General features: G+C 60.8%; 14 protein-coding genes and 1 pseudogene. 8 read left to right on the top strand and 7 right to left on the bottom strand.

What is annotated here, in order from left to right:
- The first annotated feature begins 89 nt into the window (after window positions 1-89).
- Window positions 90-578 (top strand): peroxiredoxin, encoded by a 489-nt coding sequence (locus tag RAZWK3B_RS14690; protein ID WP_007816499.1) that lies wholly within the window; start codon window positions 90-92, stop codon window positions 576-578.
- Window positions 579-742: 164 nt separating this feature from the next.
- On the opposite strand, the gene RAZWK3B_RS14685 is transcribed toward RAZWK3B_RS14690, so the two are convergent.
- From RAZWK3B_RS14685 to RAZWK3B_RS14670, 4 genes are read right to left on the bottom strand one after another with little or no spacing between them, the layout of a single operon-like run.
- Entirely contained in the window at window positions 743-1,045 is a 303-nt protein-coding gene (locus RAZWK3B_RS14685; RefSeq protein ID WP_007816497.1) for a 4a-hydroxytetrahydrobiopterin dehydratase, read from the bottom strand.
- A complete protein-coding gene (locus RAZWK3B_RS14680; RefSeq protein WP_007816496.1) occupies window positions 1,042-2,229 on the bottom strand; it encodes a GNAT family N-acetyltransferase in 1,188 nt (395 codons plus the stop codon). Before RAZWK3B_RS14680 ends, RAZWK3B_RS14685 begins: the two co-directional genes overlap by 4 nt.
- A gap of 52 nt (window positions 2,230-2,281) precedes the next feature.
- On the bottom strand, window positions 2,282-3,049 hold the full coding sequence (locus RAZWK3B_RS14675) for a glycerophosphodiester phosphodiesterase family protein (RefSeq protein WP_007816495.1): 768 nt from the start codon (window positions 3,047-3,049) through the stop codon (window positions 2,282-2,284).
- The gene (locus RAZWK3B_RS14670) at window positions 3,046-3,507 is read right to left on the bottom strand and encodes a RidA family protein (RefSeq protein WP_007816494.1); all 462 of its coding nucleotides are present in this window, start codon (window positions 3,505-3,507) and stop codon (window positions 3,046-3,048) included. The genes RAZWK3B_RS14675 and RAZWK3B_RS14670 overlap by 4 nt, the downstream gene beginning before the upstream one ends.
- Window positions 3,508-3,806: 299 nt before the next feature.
- Between RAZWK3B_RS14670 and RAZWK3B_RS14665 the strand changes: the two genes are divergently transcribed.
- Together RAZWK3B_RS14665 and RAZWK3B_RS14660 are read left to right on the top strand one after the other, a co-directional pair.
- Entirely contained in the window at window positions 3,807-4,562 is a 756-nt protein-coding gene (locus tag RAZWK3B_RS14665; RefSeq protein ID WP_007816493.1) for an MlaA family lipoprotein, read from the top strand.
- Window positions 4,552-5,157, top strand: coding sequence for an MlaC/ttg2D family ABC transporter substrate-binding protein (locus tag RAZWK3B_RS14660; protein ID WP_007816492.1), 606 nt, complete (start codon window positions 4,552-4,554; stop codon window positions 5,155-5,157). Before RAZWK3B_RS14665 ends, RAZWK3B_RS14660 begins: the two co-directional genes overlap by 11 nt.
- Before the next feature lie 117 nt (window positions 5,158-5,274).
- On the opposite strand, the gene RAZWK3B_RS14655 is transcribed toward RAZWK3B_RS14660, so the two are convergent.
- Window positions 5,275-7,413 (bottom strand): transglycosylase domain-containing protein, encoded by a 2,139-nt coding sequence (locus RAZWK3B_RS14655; protein WP_037295939.1) that lies wholly within the window; start codon window positions 7,411-7,413, stop codon window positions 5,275-5,277.
- 254 nt (window positions 7,414-7,667) lie between these two features.
- Here RAZWK3B_RS14655 and RAZWK3B_RS14650 point away from each other — a divergent pair, with 254 nt between their 5' ends.
- Window positions 7,668-8,006 carry a P-II family nitrogen regulator gene (locus RAZWK3B_RS14650; RefSeq protein WP_007816490.1) on the top strand — a complete coding sequence of 113 codons (339 nt, stop codon included), beginning with the start codon at window positions 7,668-7,670 and terminating at the stop codon, window positions 8,004-8,006.
- Window positions 8,007-8,026: 20 nt separating this feature from the next.
- Window positions 8,027-9,358: an ammonium transporter AmtB gene (locus RAZWK3B_RS14645; protein WP_007816488.1), complete on the top strand. Its 1,332-nt coding sequence runs from the start codon at window positions 8,027-8,029 to the stop codon at window positions 9,356-9,358.
- Between the two features lie 81 nt (window positions 9,359-9,439).
- On the opposite strand, the gene RAZWK3B_RS14640 is transcribed toward RAZWK3B_RS14645, so the two are convergent.
- Together RAZWK3B_RS14640 and RAZWK3B_RS14635 are read right to left on the bottom strand one after the other, a co-directional pair.
- A complete protein-coding gene (locus tag RAZWK3B_RS14640) occupies window positions 9,440-9,817 on the bottom strand; it encodes a rhodanese-like domain-containing protein (protein WP_007816486.1) in 378 nt (125 codons plus the stop codon).
- 18 nt (window positions 9,818-9,835) lie between these two features.
- Window positions 9,836-10,740 (bottom strand): annotated as a pseudogene (locus tag RAZWK3B_RS14635) (MBL fold metallo-hydrolase).
- A 159-nt stretch (window positions 10,741-10,899) separates the two neighbouring features.
- Between RAZWK3B_RS14635 and mutL the strand changes: the two are divergent.
- The 3 genes from mutL (at window position 10,900) to RAZWK3B_RS14620 (ending at window position 15,470) form a co-directional block, all read left to right on the top strand.
- The gene (mutL, locus tag RAZWK3B_RS14630; RefSeq protein ID WP_037295938.1) at window positions 10,900-12,756 is read left to right on the top strand and encodes a DNA mismatch repair endonuclease MutL; all 1,857 of its coding nucleotides are present in this window, start codon (window positions 10,900-10,902) and stop codon (window positions 12,754-12,756) included.
- Window positions 12,753-13,922: a DNA recombination protein RmuC gene (locus RAZWK3B_RS14625; protein WP_007816478.1), complete on the top strand. Its 1,170-nt coding sequence runs from the start codon at window positions 12,753-12,755 to the stop codon at window positions 13,920-13,922. The genes mutL and RAZWK3B_RS14625 overlap by 4 nt, the downstream gene beginning before the upstream one ends.
- 258 nt (window positions 13,923-14,180) lie before the next feature.
- Entirely contained in the window at window positions 14,181-15,470 is a 1,290-nt protein-coding gene (locus tag RAZWK3B_RS14620) for a P-loop NTPase family protein (RefSeq protein ID WP_007816477.1), read from the top strand.
- Window positions 15,471-15,625 lie beyond the last annotated feature (155 nt).

Below are 15,625 nucleotides of genomic sequence, written 5' to 3'. Positions count from 1 at the left end.
CTTGAATCTCCTGATTTTTCATGGTCACCCGATCCTGCTACCCTATAACCAGCTTCAGTCGAAACGCAATTCACAGACAGGGACGAACCATGACAATTTCCAAAGGCGACAAACTCCCCGACGCGACACTTCTTCAGATGGGCGAGAACGGCCCCGAGAGCGTGACGCTGTCCGACAAGACCGCGGGCCGCAAGGTGGTGATCTTCGCCGTGCCGGGCGCCTTTACGCCGACATGCCATTCCGCGCATGTGCCCAGCTTCATGCGCACCAAGGACCAGTTCGCCGAAAAGGGCGTGGACGAGATCATCTGCATTTCGGTCAATGACCCGTTCGTGATGCGCGCCTGGGGCAAGGACACCGGCGCGGCGGATGCCGGGATCACCATGCTGGGCGATCCCGATTCGGCCTTCACCAAAGCCGTCGGCATGGATTTCGACGCGCCGCCCGCAGGCCTCGTGGCGCGCTCGAAGCGCTACGCGATGCTGGTCGAGGATGGGACCGTGACCGTGCTGCATCAAGAAGAAAGCCCCGGCACCTGTGAGGTCAGCGGCGGCGAAGCGATGCTTGCGGCGCTGTAAGACCGGGCTGTCAAAACCCGATGGTGTCGACCGGCGGCTCTTGGGCCGCCGGTTTCGTTTTTGCCGCCCAAGGCGTTAGTTGTGTACGGAATGGACACAAATCCATGTGACGCTTGCGAGATTTGTACAAAACCCGCGTAGGTTTCGTACGGATCGTACCGATCTCACCCCTGGCCAGCCAGCAGGTCGAACTTGCGCGCCAGCTTGACATCCAGCGCGCTCAGACCGCCCACATCATGCGTCGTCAGGGTAACGTCGACCTTGTTGTAGACATTGAACCATTCGGGATGGTGATTCCACTTCTCGGCCCAGATGGCGGCGCGGGTCATGAAACCGAACGCTTCGGTGAAGTCACTGAATTTATAGGTTTTTGTCATGGCATCCCGGGTATCATCCAGGCTCCAGCCCGCCTCCAGAAGGGGGCGCAGGGTGGTGTCTCGAGCCGTCTCGCTGAGTTTCTCTGTCATTGGTGCTCCTCCACTTCGGTTTTCTTGAATGGTCCAAAACTCGTAAGAATTTCAATGTCTTCCTCGACAGCGGCGCGTTCCGCCTCAAGGTAACGGTCAATCGCCGCGCGCAATCCGGGATCGTTGATCCAGTGCAGCGAATGGGTCGGCGTCGGCAGGTAGCCGCGGGCCAGCTTGTGTTCCCCCTGGGCTCCGGCCTCGACGGTTTTCAAGCCATGGGCAATCGAAAAATCCATTGCCTGATAATAACATAGCTCGAAATGCAGGCAGGGGTGATGCTCGGAACAGCCCCAGTACCGCCCATAAAGCCGGTCCCGACCGATGAGGTTCATCGCCCCTGCTACCGGCCTTCCATCGCGTTCAGCCAGCACCAGAAGGATGTCATCGCGCAAATCCCGGTGGGCGATATCAAAGAAGGCCCGCGTGAGATAGGGCATCCCCCATTTGCGCGCGCCGGTGTCCTGATAGAATTGCCAGATCGCGTCCCAATGGTGCCTTTCGATGGCATCCCCGGTCAACTGTTTGATTTCACCTCCGAATTCCTGCGCAACGCGCCGCTCTTTTCGGATGGTCTTGCGCTTGCGCGAGCTGAGCGAGTCCAGAAACCCTTCGAAATCCGGGTAGGTGCGGTTGACCCAGTGGTATTGCTGCGTGCGCCGGGGCATCAGGCCCATGGCGGCGCCGGCGTCGAGTTCCTCTTGGTTGCAAAAGGTCACGTGAAGCGAGGAAAGCCCATTGTTTTCCGCAAGTTGCACGGCCCCCTGCACCAGCGCGGCACGGCCCTGCTGCTCGAAACCGGGCCGGGTCAGGAAGCGCCGACCGGTGACCGGGGTAAACGGAACCGCGATTTGCAGCTTGGGGTAATAGCGCCCGCCCGCCCGTTCATAGGCATGGCCCCAATTATGGTCGAAGATATATTCGCCCTGACTGTGGGACTTGAGAAATAGTGGCGCAACTCCAATGGTTTGGCCGTCGCTATCGGCGGTCATGTAATGGGGCGTCCAGCCGGTTCCCGTACCCACCGACCGGCTGTCTTCGAGCGCCTTGAGGAAGCGATATGTGGTGAACGGATCAAAGGGCCTGCCGCCATCCGCCGCTTCGGGACAGGCGCAGGCATCCCAGACCTCGGCATCGATCTGCGCAAGGCTATGGTGGATTGTGATCTCGACCTGATGCTCTGCCATGACCGTTCGCTCTGTGACCCTTGTCTGCAATCTGTGGCCGGCGCGTTGCGGATCAAGATGGAATTTCAGGCAAATAGCCCTCAAACGTGATGTTGTCGGCCACCTTGCGCGCCTGTGTTTCTTCGGCGCCGGAACGAACGGTCCAGCACAGGACAGCCGCGCCCGCCGCCTTGAGCTCCGCCACCCTCGGCTGATCCAGACCTTTCGCGGAATGGCTGATGAAGCTGGCGTCCACGCGGTCATAGTCCGGGATATCGCGCAGCCGGTGCCGCACCCCGCGCCTGAGCAGGGGCCAGTCGATACGGCGATACCGGCAGGTGACCAGCCCACGCGGCACATCGGGCACCAGATCGCGCAGCAGGGCCACACAATGCGGATTGAACGACATCAGCGCAACAGGCCCTTCATATCCCTGCAGGTCTCTTGCAACAGCCTGCTCAAGCTGCCCATCGGTTTCACCCATCTGACCATGCTGATCCTTGAGTTCCACCAGCAAAGGCACCCGCCCCGCGACATGATCGAGCAGGCTTGAGAATGTCGGAATGCCCGCAGTACCGCCAAGCAGCGGCATGGCGGTCAGGTCCTGCGCTGTTCTTTGGCGGATCGGCCCCTTGGTGCCAGTCAGCCGGGTCAGGTCGTAATCATGAAAGACCATGGCACGGGCATCGGAGGAAAGCTGCAGGTCGATCTCGATCCCGTAGCCGGCCTCAATCGCGGCACTGACAGCCTCGACCGAGTTTTCCGGCCGCCCGGATCGCACATCATGCAATCCGCGATGGGCCATGGGCAGGCGGCGGAAAAGTTCGGGAAGAGTGCTCATCCGATCTGGAATATCCCTTCGATTTCAACAGCTACGCCAAAAGGCAGAGCCGCTGCCGACACCGCCGAACGTGAATGCTTGCCCGCATCCCCAAGCGCTGCACCAATGAAATCCGAGGCACCGTTGATGACCTGCGACTGTTCGGTGTACTCCGGGGTGGAGTTGACGAAACCGGTGAGTTTGACCACCCGCTTCAACCGGTCCAGATCACCACCGCACGCCGCCTTGACCTGCGCCAGCAGCGCGATGGCGCAAACCTTGGCAGCCTCGGCGCCTGCTGCCGTGTCCATGTCCTGCCCGAGCTTTCCGGTGATCAACATGTCACCGTCCTTGGAAATCTGGCCGGACACGAACAGCATGTCGCCCACCTGCACATAAGGGACATAATTGGCCGCCGGCGCCGGAGCGTCTGGCAATGTCACGCCAAGCTCGGCCAGTTTCGCTTCGAATGTTCCCATAGTCATGTCCTCGCTTGTTCAGGTTTCGCCGGACGCTAGCCCGTGAACCGCAGGAAGGAAATCAAAAAAATGCCCTCAAAAAGGGCGCAGCCAGCGGAAATACCGCTCAATCCGAGACAGGATGTTGTCACTTGATTGCAACAACAAAAATGACTCGCTTTACTGCTTTATGGGCATCATGCTTGGATGCGTTATGTACGCCCTACGTTGCATTTGAATTGGTCTTATCCTTGTCTGCTGCCCTGACCCTGATATCCCGTCCTTTCCGACTGGCTCCCGCACTGGGAGCTTTGCTGCTTATGGCTGCTTGCGCGGCACCTGGCCCCGGACATTCACCCGAAGAGCCGTTCGATCCTTATGAACCGACGAATCGCAAGATCCATGAATTCAACAGATCGCTCGACCGCGCGGTGATCCGTCCGGCGGGGCGGGGGTATTCCAACTTTCTTCCGGACGATATCGAAACGCTGATCGGGCGTTTCGCCTTCAATCTTTCGCTGCCGGGATCCATTGTTAACAATATCTTGCAGGGCAATGGCCGGGGCGCGACCGAGGACACCTATCGGTTCGTGGTGAACTCGACCATGGGGCTTGGCGGGTTCTTCGATCCAGCAACCGAAATTGGCATGCCCGAAGCGACAGACGCCGATTTCGGCGAGACGCTGTATGTCTGGGGCGTGCGCGAAGGCGGCTATGTGGAGTTGCCGCTGCTTGGTCCATCGACCGAACGGGCGGCATGGGGCAAGGTCGTGGATGTCTTCACCAACCCCCTGACCTATGCACTGGACTCCCCAGAAAACTATTACGGAACAGTGGCTTCGGTATCGTCGCGGCTGAGTGACCGGGGGCGGTTCTCGGATACGATCGATTCCATTCTTTACGAGAGTGCGGACAGCTACGCACAGGCCCGATCACTTTATCTTCAGAATCGAAGGTTCGAACTGGGCCAGGGCCGGGAGGGTTCTTATCTGGACCCCTATGATGCAACATACGGAACAGCGGATGATCCGTACGACCTGCCGACCGGAAGTTATGGGGACCCTTATGATGAATGATCTATCGAGACGCGATTTTATCGTTTCAGGTCTTGCACTTACGGGGCTTGTGACCGCACCCGGCGCGGCGCTTGCGCTGACCGACGCCAAGGCCAAGGCGCTGGTGGATCAGGTGGTCAACGAGATCAACCGCGTGATCAGCTCGGGCAAGCCTGTGGGCGCGATGATCAGCGACTTCGAGCGCATTTTCTCGCGCTATGCGGATGTGAACATCATCGCGCAATCGACGCTCGGACCGGATTCGCGGCGGCTGAGCTCGGGGCAGATGCGGGCGTTCGTGGATGCCTTCCGCGGCTACATTGCGCGGAAATATGGCAAGCGTTTCAATGAGTTCGTCGGGGGCCGGATCGAGGTCAAGGGCGTGCGTCAGGTCAAGTCCTGGCACGAGGTCGCCTCGACCGTCTATCTGCGTGGCGAGGCGCCTTTCGAGGTACGTTTCCTGGTGTCGGACCGGTCTGGACAAGATCTTTTCTTCGATATGGTGATCGAAGGGATCAGCCTGCGTCTGAGCGAACGGACCGAGATCGGCGCGATGCTGGACCGCCGCCGGGGCGATATCGACGGGCTAATTCAAGACCTGCGCAGCGCCGGATAGGTCCGTACGAACCGTACCAAACCTACGCGCGTTTAGGACGAAGAACCGCTCCGAAACCCGAATTTGTGTCCACAAGTCCTTCAGCGCCGGATTATCCGGGCTGTAGAGACACCAGATTCATTGCGCGCCGAACAGACCGCGCAGCAGATTTTCGATCGCGTTGCCGCCTTGAGGCTCTCGGCGGACCGGCTGGGAGGGGACCGGTTTGGGAGCGGGGCGCAGCATGGGCAGCGGGCGCGGTTCGACCCCCTCGTGGACCCGCAGCATCGTCTCGTGCCAGATTTCAGCCGGAAGCCCGCTTCCGGTGACACCGGTCAGCGGCGTGTTGTCGTCATAGCCCATCCAGACCCCAGCGACATAATCTGCGGTGAAGCCAAGGAACCAGGCGTCGCGCGCGGCCTGGGTCGTGCCCGTCTTGCCCGCCACTTCGCGGTCGGGAAGTTTTGCGCGCCCGCCGGTGCCGCTTTGGACCACCTGATGCATCATCCAGATCAGTTCGCGGGCGGCGTCTTCCTGAATGACGCGCTCGCGGATGCCGCCCGTGGTTCCCATCAGCGATTCCTCGTCGCCCAGTAGGCGCAAGTCGACCAGACCATAGGGCGTGACCGACGAGCCGCCGTTCAGGATGCCAGCATAGGCGCCGGTCATTTCGATCAACGTGCTTTCCGACGTGCCGAGCGCGAGTGCCGGACCTGCGTCCAGATCGCTTTCGATCCCGAAATCGCTGGCCACCTTGCGCACCAGATCGCGCCCCACACTTTCCGAGATTTTGACCGCGGGAATGTTGAGCGAGTTCTTGAGCGCGTCAGTCAGCGTGACGCGGCCGTAATAGTTGCGGGTGTAGTTTGCCGGGCACCAGCGACCTGAGCCGGGGACATCGAGGCAGAAGGGTTCATCCACCACCGTCGAATCATGCGTGTAGCCCAATTCGAGCGCTGTGGCATAGATGAAGGGCTTGAAAGCCGAGCCGGTCTGGCGCTTGGCTTGCGTGGCGCGGTTGAAGGCGCCGGTGACGCGGGTCTTGCGGCCGCCCACCATGGCCCGCACCGCGCCATCGGCAGACATCACCACGATCGCGGCCTGCGCCTTGGAGCCTTCGCGCACCTTGTTTTCGAAGATGTAGCTGAGCGCCTCTTCGGCGGCGGTCTGCATGCGTTGATCGAGCGTGGTGCGGATAATCACGTCTTCGGTGGTGTCGCGGGTGAAGAATTCCGGCCCTGACGACATTACCCAATCGGCGAAATAGCCGCCCGCCTGCCGTTCGGCGGCTTCGCTGAGTTCGGCGGGTTGGGCCAGCGCAGTGGCCGCGTCAGAGGCCGAGATATACCCCTGATCGCGCATCAGCCGCACCACGACCGAGGCGCGGTTCTGCGAGCGCTCCAGATTGGCGGTCGGCGCAAGGGTGGAGGGCGCGGTCAGAAGACCCGCCAGCATCGCGCCTTCGGAAATCGACAATTGCGCCGCGCCCTTGCCGAAAAACCTCTGGGACGCGGCCTCGGCGCCGTAAGCCCCGCCGCCCAGATAGGCCCGGTTGAGATAGATCGAGAGGATCTCGTCCTTGGTATACTTGGCCTCCATCGCCATCGCATAGACCGCTTCCTTGAGCTTGCGCGCAAGCGAGGTGCGGCGGCAGTCGCGGATATAGGCGGCTTCGCTTTCCCATTGGGTGCGGTCGTATTTGACCCCGAAGCAAAGCAGTTTCGCGGCCTGTTGCGTGATGGTCGAGCCGCCATGGCCCTGAAGCGGGCCGCGCCCTTCGCTCAGGTTGATTCGGATGGCGCTGGCAATGCCGATGGGATCGACGCCGGGATGCATGTAGAAGCGCTTGTCCTCGGTGGCGATGACGGCATTCTTGAGATGCGAGCTGACGGTGTCGGCAGTGACCACGCCACCGAACTGATCGCCCCGCCACGCAAAGACATCGCCTTCGCGGTCCAGAAGCGTGACCGAGCCGCGCGCACGCCCGTCGAGGAATTCATCGACCTCGGGCAAGGTGGTGTAGGTATAGCCCACGGCGAGGCCGACAATCAGCAAAACAACGGCGCCAAGCCGCCAGCCGATGCCCCAGACCAGCCGGAACACCCAGGAAAAAACGCCCGAGACAAAGCGCACGATCGGATTGCGCGACCGCGATTTGCGGGGCCGCGCCACGCGCTTGGGCGAGGGTTTGCGCGGCTTGGCGCCCGAGGACGCCTTGGGCGCGCCATAGCGCTTGTCCGCCACGAGACGGGGTTTCTTGCGACCTGAATTACTCATGTGGGTCCTGCCCGGGACTTGTCTGTTTTGGGGATATTATACCGTTGCAAAACAAAAGTAGACCCCTGCCGAACAGCGGTGCCGTCTTCCATGTATGATTATATTTTGAGCATTTTAATATTATTGCACATTATTTAATCAATTACCCCTGAGAAGTAACGATCTTTCCGCAGAGTCGCCTTCCGGATTCGAGATTCACGGCATTTGCTGCAAGTGCAAACCGCACAGGGTGAACGTAACCGAAAGGGACACCAGTGAAACTCATCATTGCGACAATCAAACCGTTCAAGCTGGAGGAGGTCCGCGAGGCGCTGACCGAGATCGGCGTACGCGGGATGATGGTGACGGAAATCAAGGGCTTCGGCTCGCAGTCGGGTCATACGGAAATCTATCGCGGCGCCGAATACGCCGTGAATTTCGTGCCCAAGGTCAAACTTGAAATCGCGGTCTCGGCGTCGATGGCGGATCAGGTGATCGAGACGATCACGAATACGGCCCGGACCGGCAAGATCGGCGACGGCAAGATTTTCGTTCTCGACATCCAGCAGGCCGTGCGCGTGCGCACCGGCGAAACCAACGAAGACGCGCTTTGAGACGCGTGGGGGAAAGGATAATGGACATGAAACGATATACGAAGGCCGGCCTTGCGGCTGCGGCTTTGACCGTACTGCCGTCGCTGGCGCTTGCGCAGGACGCGGCACCCAGCTTCGACGAGATCGGCCCCTACATCATGACAACCCTGCTGTTCTGCATGGCGGGCTTTCTGGTCTTCTTCATGGCCGCGGGCTTTGCGATGCTCGAAGGCGGGCTGGTGCGGTCGAAGAACGTCACCATGCAGATGACGAAGAACATCGCGCTCTATTCCTTTGCGGCGATCATGTACTGGCTCATCGGCTTCAACCTGATGTATCCGGGCGATGGCTGGATGGTTGCAGGCTGGGTCGGGCCGTTCTTCTCGACCACGGTTCTGGATCCGGTGGGTGTCGCGGCTGCCGATGCGGCGCTGGACTATGCCTCGGTCGGGTCGGATTTCTTCTTCCAGCTGGTGTTCGTCGCCGCCACCGCCTCGATCGTGTCGGGCGCGCTGGCCGAGCGGATCAAGCTGTGGCCTTTCCTGATCTTCGTGATCCTGCTGACCGGCGTGATGTACCCGATCTCGGGCTCGTGGCAGTGGGGCGGCGGCTGGCTGTCGGAAGCCGGGTTCTCGGACTTCGCAGGCTCGACTGTCGTGCACTCGGTGGGTGGCTGGGCCGCTCTGGCGGGCGCCATCGTGCTGGGACCGCGTCTTGGCAAGTACAGCAAGGACGGCAAGGTCAACCCGATGCCGGGTTCCAACCTCGCGCTGGCCACTCTGGGCACGTTCATCCTGTGGCTGGGCTGGTTCGGGTTCAATGGCGGCTCGCAGCTTGCCATGGGCACCGTGGGTGACGTGTCCGACGTGTCGCGCATCTTCGCCAACACCAACATGGCGGCTGCGGCCGGTGCGGTGACCGCGCTGATCCTGACGCAGGTTCTCTACAAGAAGCCCGACCTCACCATGGTGCTCAACGGCGCGCTGGCTGGTCTGGTGTCGATCACGGCCGAGCCTCTGGCGCCCACCCTGTTCGGTGCGCTGTGGATCGGTGCCATCGGTGGTGTGATCGTGGTCTTCACGGTGCCGCTGCTGGACAAGCTGAAGATCGACGACGTTGTCGGCGCGATCCCGGTGCACCTGTTCGCAGGTATCTGGGGCACGATCGCGGTGATCTTCTACGGCGACGCGAGCCTTGGCACGCAGCTGATGGGCATCATCGCCTATGGTGTGTTCACCTTCGTCGGCAGCCTGATCCTGTGGTTCATCCTCAAGGCCGTGATGGGCATTCGCGTCACCGAAGAAGCCGAGATCAACGGTCTGGACAAGGACGAACTGGGGATGGAAGCCTATCCCGAATTCTCGAAAGGCTGATATCCTTCCGATCAGCGACTTGCGAGAGAGAGATCCCGGGCGTCAGCGCCCGGGATTTTTCGTTGTCTGACGACGAAGCGATCAGCCGTTGACGCGCTGTGGCGCGCCGGTGGCCATGTTGGTGCCGATGAAGGGCAGCCCCGCCTGTTTCCAAGCGGCGAACCCGCCTTCCATATGGGCGATCCGGTCGATCCCGGCGCCGAGAGCCGCCCGCGCCACCTTGTCCGAGCGTATGCCCGAGCCACAGTGAAACACGATCTTCTTGTCGCTCTGTCCCGGCAGCTTGTCGGCGTTGAAGAACGGCAAGGGCAGAAGCAGCGCGCCTTCGATATGCTCGAACATGTATTCCTGCGGCGTGCGCACATCAATCAGCACGATCTCGTTGCGCACCCAGGCCTGCGCCACCTCGTCGACGGTCCAAACCTGCAATTCGGCGGAACCTATGGTTTCGGTTTTCATTCTTGGTCCTTTCGGGTCTCAGAAACGGTTTGCGGGGATCTTGAAGTAGCGATACCCGTCGCCTTCGGGATCGGGCAGGCGACCGCCGCGCAGGTTGACCTGCAAGGCGTAGAGCATCCTGTCCGGCAGGCCGAGCGTGGCGTCGCGATCATTGCGAAGCCGGGTGAAGGCTTCACGCGTTGCCTTGCCCCCGACATGCGGATTTTCGGCCTTGTGGCTGGCCACGGTCGCTTCCCAGGCAGGCTCTGTGCGATCCCGACGGGCGGGTAATCATGGCCGATGAAGAGCCGTGTCTGATCGGGCAGCGCCAGGATCGCCTGCAGGCTGTCGTAAAGCTCGTTCGACGATCCGCCGGGGAAATCCGCACGAGAGGTGCCGACATCCACATGCATCAGCGTGTCATGCACGAAAGCCGCGTCATCGCCCACCACATAGGTGATCGAGCCAAGCGTATGCCCCGGCGAGAGCATCACCCGCACATCCAGATTGCCCAGCTTGAAGGTGTCGCCATCCTCGAACAGGCGGTCGAAATCGCGGTCGGGATCGAAAGCGCCGGGGGTGTTGTAGATCTTTCCCCAAAGCCGGGCGATGTCGCGCACACGTGCGCCGATGGCGGCGGGCGCGCCAAGCTGTTCCTTGAGCCAGGCCGAAGCCATGAGGTGATCGGCATGCGGGTGCGTATCGAGAATCCACTCGACCTCCAGCCCTTCGCTGCGGACGAAATCCACGATCTCCTGCGCCGAGTCGTGGCGCGTGCGGGCCTCGGCCGGGTCGAAATCAAGCACCACGTCGATCAGGGCGGCCTTCTTGGTGCTGTCATCCGCAACGACATACTGGATCGATCCGGTGGCGGGATCGTGAAACCCGGTCACGGTGGGTGACTGTGCGCCCGTGCCCGGGCTGGTGCGGCTGAACATCGGCATGTCCTCCATTTGGTTGACTGAATGGTCATCAAACAACTTTGCATTCACATAATTGAATACAATAGCATTCCAACCCGCAACGTGGGTCTTTTTCGACCACCGCGGCAGACCCAAGAGTGATCTGGCAGAATCGGCGCCACCCATGCTAGGTATTGGGGCATGAACACAGTCAGCCCCAATATGAGCCAATCGCAGCCGGTGATCCGGCAGCTGGACGACGCGGCGATCAACCGCATCGCGGCGGGCGAGGTTGTGGAAAGACCGGCCTCGGCGGTCAAGGAACTGGTGGAAAACGCGCTGGACGCAGGCGCGCGGCGAATCGACGTGGCCTATGCGGATGGTGGCAAGACACTGATCCGGGTGACAGATGATGGCTGCGGAATCGCGCCTGACAGTCTGGCGCTTGCGCTGTCGCGGCACGCCACATCGAAGATCGACGGCTCGGACCTGCTCAACATCCACACGTTCGGGTTTCGCGGCGAAGCGCTGCCCAGCCTTGGGGCGGTGGGGCGCCTGACGATCACCTCGCGCGCGCGGGGTCACGAGGCCGCCGAGATCGCCGTCAGCGGCGGACAGATGGGCAAGGTGAAGCCCGCGGCGTTGAATGGCGGCACGATCGTCACGCTGCGCGATCTGTTTCATGCCACGCCTGCGCGGCTGAAATTCATGCGCTCGGATCGGGCCGAGGCCCAGGCCATCGGCGATATCGTGAGACGGCTGGCGATGGCCGAGCCCTTCGTGGGCTTTACCCTGCGCGATGTGTCGGGCGGCGGCGAGGGGCGGATGGTGTTTCGCGCCGATGCCGAAACGGGCGATATGTTCGATGCGCTGCATGGCCGGCTGGGGCGGATATTGGGCAGCGATTTCGCGGATAACGCTCTGAGGATCGACGCCACGCGCGACGGGCTGCGGATGACGGGCTATGCCGCGCTGCCCACCTATTCGCGGGGATCGGCGGTGGCGCAATACCTGTTCGTGAATGGCAGGCCGGTGCGCGACCGGATGATGATCGGCGCGCTGCGCGCGGCGTATATGGATGTGCTGAGCCGGGATCGGCACCCGGCGGCGGCGCTGTTTGTCGAGTGCGATCCGATGCTGGTGGATGTGAACGTGCATCCTGCGAAATCCGAGGTACGGTTCCGCGATCCGGGTCTGGCGCGCGGGCTGATCGTGTCGGGGCTGCGTCATGCGCTGGCAGAAGCAGGGCATCGCGCCTCGAGCACGGTGGCGGGCGCCACGCTTGGCGCGATGCGGCCCGAACCCGCAGGGCCGGCGCGGGTCTATCAGATGGACCGCCCGTCGGCACAGGCGCGCGTCGCGGCCTATCAGGCGCAAGCGCCGGGCTTTGCCGAGATGGCGGGCGCATTCAGCGCGCGGGTCGAGCCATTGAGCGATCCCGCCGACGAGACCGCGACCGATGACGTGCCCCCCGAGGCGCTGCCGCTTGGCGCGGCGCGCGCGCAGCTGCATGAAAATTACATCCTTGCGCAGACGACGGACGGGATCGTGATCGTCGATGCCCATGCCGCGCATGAGCGGATCGTCTATGAAAAGCTCAAGCGGCAGATGGCCGAGACCGGCGTGGCCAGTCAGGCGCTCTTGATCCCCGAGATCGTCGAGATGTCGGCCGAGGATGCCGCGAGCCTGCTGGAGCTGGCCGAGGATCTGGCGCGTCTGGGGCTGGTGATCGAGCCGTTCGGCGGCGGGGCGGTGGCGGTGCGCGAAACGCCCGCGATCCTTGGGGCCTGCGATGCGCGGGCGATGCTGCTGGATATCCTCGATGAGCTGGCCGATCAGGGCGACAGCGGATCGGTGCAGGCCCGGATCGAGGCGATCCTGAGCCGGGTCGCCTGTCACGGATCGGTGCGCAGCGGGCGGCGGCTGCGGGCCGAGGAGATGAACGCCCTGCTGCGCGAGATGGAAGCAACGCCCCATTCGGGACAGTGCAACCATGGCCGGCCCACCTATGTGGATCTCAAGCTGGCCGATATCGAGAGGCTGTTCGGACGCACATGATCCAGATCGGCGAGACACGCTATGCTTTCGATGATCCCGTGGTGCTGGCGGCTATGGCGGCGGCCGGGCTGATCGGGCTGGTGCTGATCCTGCTGATGATGGCCGTCCGAACGGCGGCGCGCACGGCACGGATGACCGAACCGCTGGCGCAGCAAGTGGGCCAGCTGGGGCAGAACGTGCAGATGCTGAGCCAGGGGCAACAGCAGCTTGCGGGCGGGTTGAACCATGTGTCCGAGGCACAGGCGGCGGCGCAGTCGCATCTGCTGCAGCTGATGGAAAAGCGGTTGTCGGACGTGTCGGGGCAGATGGCCGAGAACCTGCAAGGCTCGGCGCGGCGCACGGCGCAATCGCTGGGGGATCTGCAGCAACGGCTGATGGCGATCGACAAGGCGCAGGAGAACATCACCAAGCTGTCGGGCGATGTGCTGAGCCTGCAGGATATCCTGTCGAACAAGCAGACGCGCGGCGCGTTCGGGGAAATCCAGCTGCATGACATCGTGACCAAGGCGCTGCCCTCGGACAGCTACACGTTGCAGGCGACATTGAGCAACGGGCGGCGGGCGGATTGCCTGATCCATCTGCCCAACCCGCCGGGGCCGATCTGCATCGACAGCAAGTTCCCGCTGGAGGCCTATGAGGCGCTGCGCCGGGCCAAGACCGATTGGGAGGTGAACGAGGCCGCCAAGTTCCTGCGCGTCTCGGTGCGCAAGCACCTGCGGGACATTGCCGAGAAATACATCCTCGATGGCGAGACGGCGGATGGGGCGCTGATGTTCCTGCCCTCCGAGGCGGTCTATGCCGAGTTGCACGCCAATTTCCCCGAACTGGTGCGCGAGGGCTTTGACAAGCGGGTGTGGATCGTGTCGCCGACCACCTGCATGGCGACGCTGAACACGATGCGCGCGATCCTCAAGGACGCGCGGATGCGCGAACAGGCCGGGGCGATCCGGCGCGAATTGGGGCTGCTTTTCGGGGATGTGGAACGGCTGGGGACGCGGGTGGAGAACCTCGACCGGCATTTCAGCCAGGCCGCCAAGGATATCAGCGAGATCAAGATCTCGGCCGACAAGGCCGGCCGCCGCGCCCGCCACCTGGACAATTTCGACTTCGAGGAGTTGGCCCCCGAGACAGACCCGACGATCGTTTCCCTGCCCAAGGGGGGGTGATTTGGCGGGGGTACTGATGGCAGAGGTGGGTGGGGAGTGGATGGCCGGGTGCGATCGGCACAAAGAGCGGCTAAGCGGAGAGTTTCGGGTGCGAAACGACGTGACCGCGATGCGCAATTATGACTAGACAAAGCCAAGGACCTAACACTGTGATGCCTCTTGTTCCATCCGGTATCTTCTGACTTAGTGAAGACATCGAGGTGCTACCAGCCCAGCAACGGCGCCCATTTCTTCATGTTTCACTTCGGGAGGCGATAGATGGTTGATTTTGTTTTCGATGTTTTTGTCCCAAATGGAACACCTACGCATACTTACGTTACGAGAGGCGAAGAAAAGAACGAAGAAAAGCTTACTGCTGCTCTCGACATGCCGAAAATGGTGATCTCCATATCTGGCCCATCCAAGACAGGTAAGACTGCCTTGGTCGACACTCTCCTAACAGCAGACCGGATAATCCCCGTGACGGGCCACTCGCTGCGCTCCTCAAACGACCTCTGGCAATCAGTTATGCGATGGATCGGTGGCCCGGAGGAAATCGAAAAGATCAAAGAGAGGGTCCTTAAAGCAGGCGCTGCAGGCAAAACAAGTGCCGAAGCGGGAATCATCTTCGCCAAAGGAAAGGCTGAGGGGCAATTAAACGGTGGCATTGAATTCACGACAGCGACGTCAGAGAAACATGGCATTGAGTTCTTTGAGGCTGTTGTGAACGAACTCAGCGGAAGCGATTTTGTCGTATTCTTGGATGACTTTCACTATATTGCAGAAGAGGCGCAGGTCGACATTGCCAAGTCCATCAAGGCGATTGCTGAACGCGGCGTTCGCGTTTGCATTGCTTCGGTGCCTCACAAATCCGATGATATGGTTCGCGCCAATGATGAGTTGACAGGTCGGATAATCTCAATCCTCTTTGACTACTGGACTGTTCAAGAATTGGAGCTTATTGCCAAAAATGGATTTTCGACTCTCGGCGTTGATATAGCGCCCGCAATAATCAAGAAACTCGCAACCGAAGCACTTGGCTCGCCACAGCTAATGCAGTCTCTGTGCTTGAATTTGTGCCTTGAGAAAGGCATCAGGAATAAACAAGTTCTGGAAAGAAGAACTGAAATTTCTGACGAAGAATATAGGGCCGCCTTGGAGCGAACTACGCTTCAAACTGATTATTCAAGGACGGTTGAAAAATTACACACAGGTGCGAAGGAGCGCGGAACGCAGCGGAAAGAGTTCAATCTAAAAGATGGATCTAAAGGCGACGTATACCGCACAATCCTTCTTGCTCTCATCGAAAACCCACCAAGGCTAAGCTATGATTACGATGAGATCATGGACAGAATAAAAGGCGTCTGCATTGAAGAACCCCCTGTAGGTTCCAGCGTCCAGCTCGCCCTCAAACAAATGGATGGTATCGCAAAAGATATCAAAAAAGACACTCCCGTCCTAGAATGGGACGACGACAAACTTGAGGTCACCAACCCCTACTTCATGTTTTACCTTCGATCGTCACAGAAGATTGATCATATTCACACAGGAAAGGCAGGAATGGTGTAATCGATGGGCCTCTTTTCTTTAACTGACTGAATGCTCTTTGTCGGTTGTCTCCGGACATTCGCAGTATTTCCTTTGAAAGTCTCCTTCGGGCCGATCACCCCCCCAACCCACTCCCCCCTTTCACAATCCCCCAAGACGCTGTAGGCATTGCGATC

It is taken from the genome of Roseobacter sp. AzwK-3b (assembly GCF_000170875.1).
Lineage (GTDB): Bacteria > Pseudomonadota > Alphaproteobacteria > Rhodobacterales > Rhodobacteraceae > Roseovarius > Roseovarius litoreus.
This window is presented reverse-complemented; position numbering and strand designations above follow the sequence as displayed.

Excerpts from the sequence above, each read along its gene's own strand:
- RAZWK3B_RS14690 (WP_007816499.1), top strand. The coding sequence starts at position 90 with ATGACAATTTCCAAAGGCGACAAACTCCCCGACGCGACACTTCTTCAG.
- RAZWK3B_RS14685 (WP_007816497.1), bottom strand. The coding sequence starts at position 1,045 with ATGACAGAGAAACTCAGCGAGACGGCTCGAGACACCACCCTGCGCCCC.
- RAZWK3B_RS14680 (WP_007816496.1), bottom strand. The coding sequence starts at position 2,229 with ATGGCAGAGCATCAGGTCGAGATCACAATCCACCATAGCCTTGCGCAG.
- RAZWK3B_RS14675 (WP_007816495.1), bottom strand. The coding sequence starts at position 3,049 with ATGAGCACTCTTCCCGAACTTTTCCGCCGCCTGCCCATGGCCCATCGC.
- RAZWK3B_RS14670 (WP_007816494.1), bottom strand. The coding sequence starts at position 3,507 with ATGGGAACATTCGAAGCGAAACTGGCCGAGCTTGGCGTGACATTGCCA.
- RAZWK3B_RS14665 (WP_007816493.1), top strand. The coding sequence starts at position 3,807 with ATGGCTGCTTGCGCGGCACCTGGCCCCGGACATTCACCCGAAGAGCCG.
- RAZWK3B_RS14660 (WP_007816492.1), top strand. The coding sequence starts at position 4,552 with ATGATGAATGATCTATCGAGACGCGATTTTATCGTTTCAGGTCTTGCA.
- RAZWK3B_RS14655 (WP_037295939.1), bottom strand. The coding sequence starts at position 7,413 with ATGAGTAATTCAGGTCGCAAGAAACCCCGTCTCGTGGCGGACAAGCGC.
- RAZWK3B_RS14645 (WP_007816488.1), top strand. The coding sequence starts at position 8,027 with ATGGACATGAAACGATATACGAAGGCCGGCCTTGCGGCTGCGGCTTTG.
- RAZWK3B_RS14640 (WP_007816486.1), bottom strand. The coding sequence starts at position 9,817 with ATGAAAACCGAAACCATAGGTTCCGCCGAATTGCAGGTTTGGACCGTC.
- mutL (WP_037295938.1), top strand. The coding sequence starts at position 10,900 with ATGAACACAGTCAGCCCCAATATGAGCCAATCGCAGCCGGTGATCCGG.
- RAZWK3B_RS14625 (WP_007816478.1), top strand. The coding sequence starts at position 12,753 with ATGATCCAGATCGGCGAGACACGCTATGCTTTCGATGATCCCGTGGTG.
- RAZWK3B_RS14620 (WP_007816477.1), top strand. The coding sequence starts at position 14,181 with ATGGTTGATTTTGTTTTCGATGTTTTTGTCCCAAATGGAACACCTACG.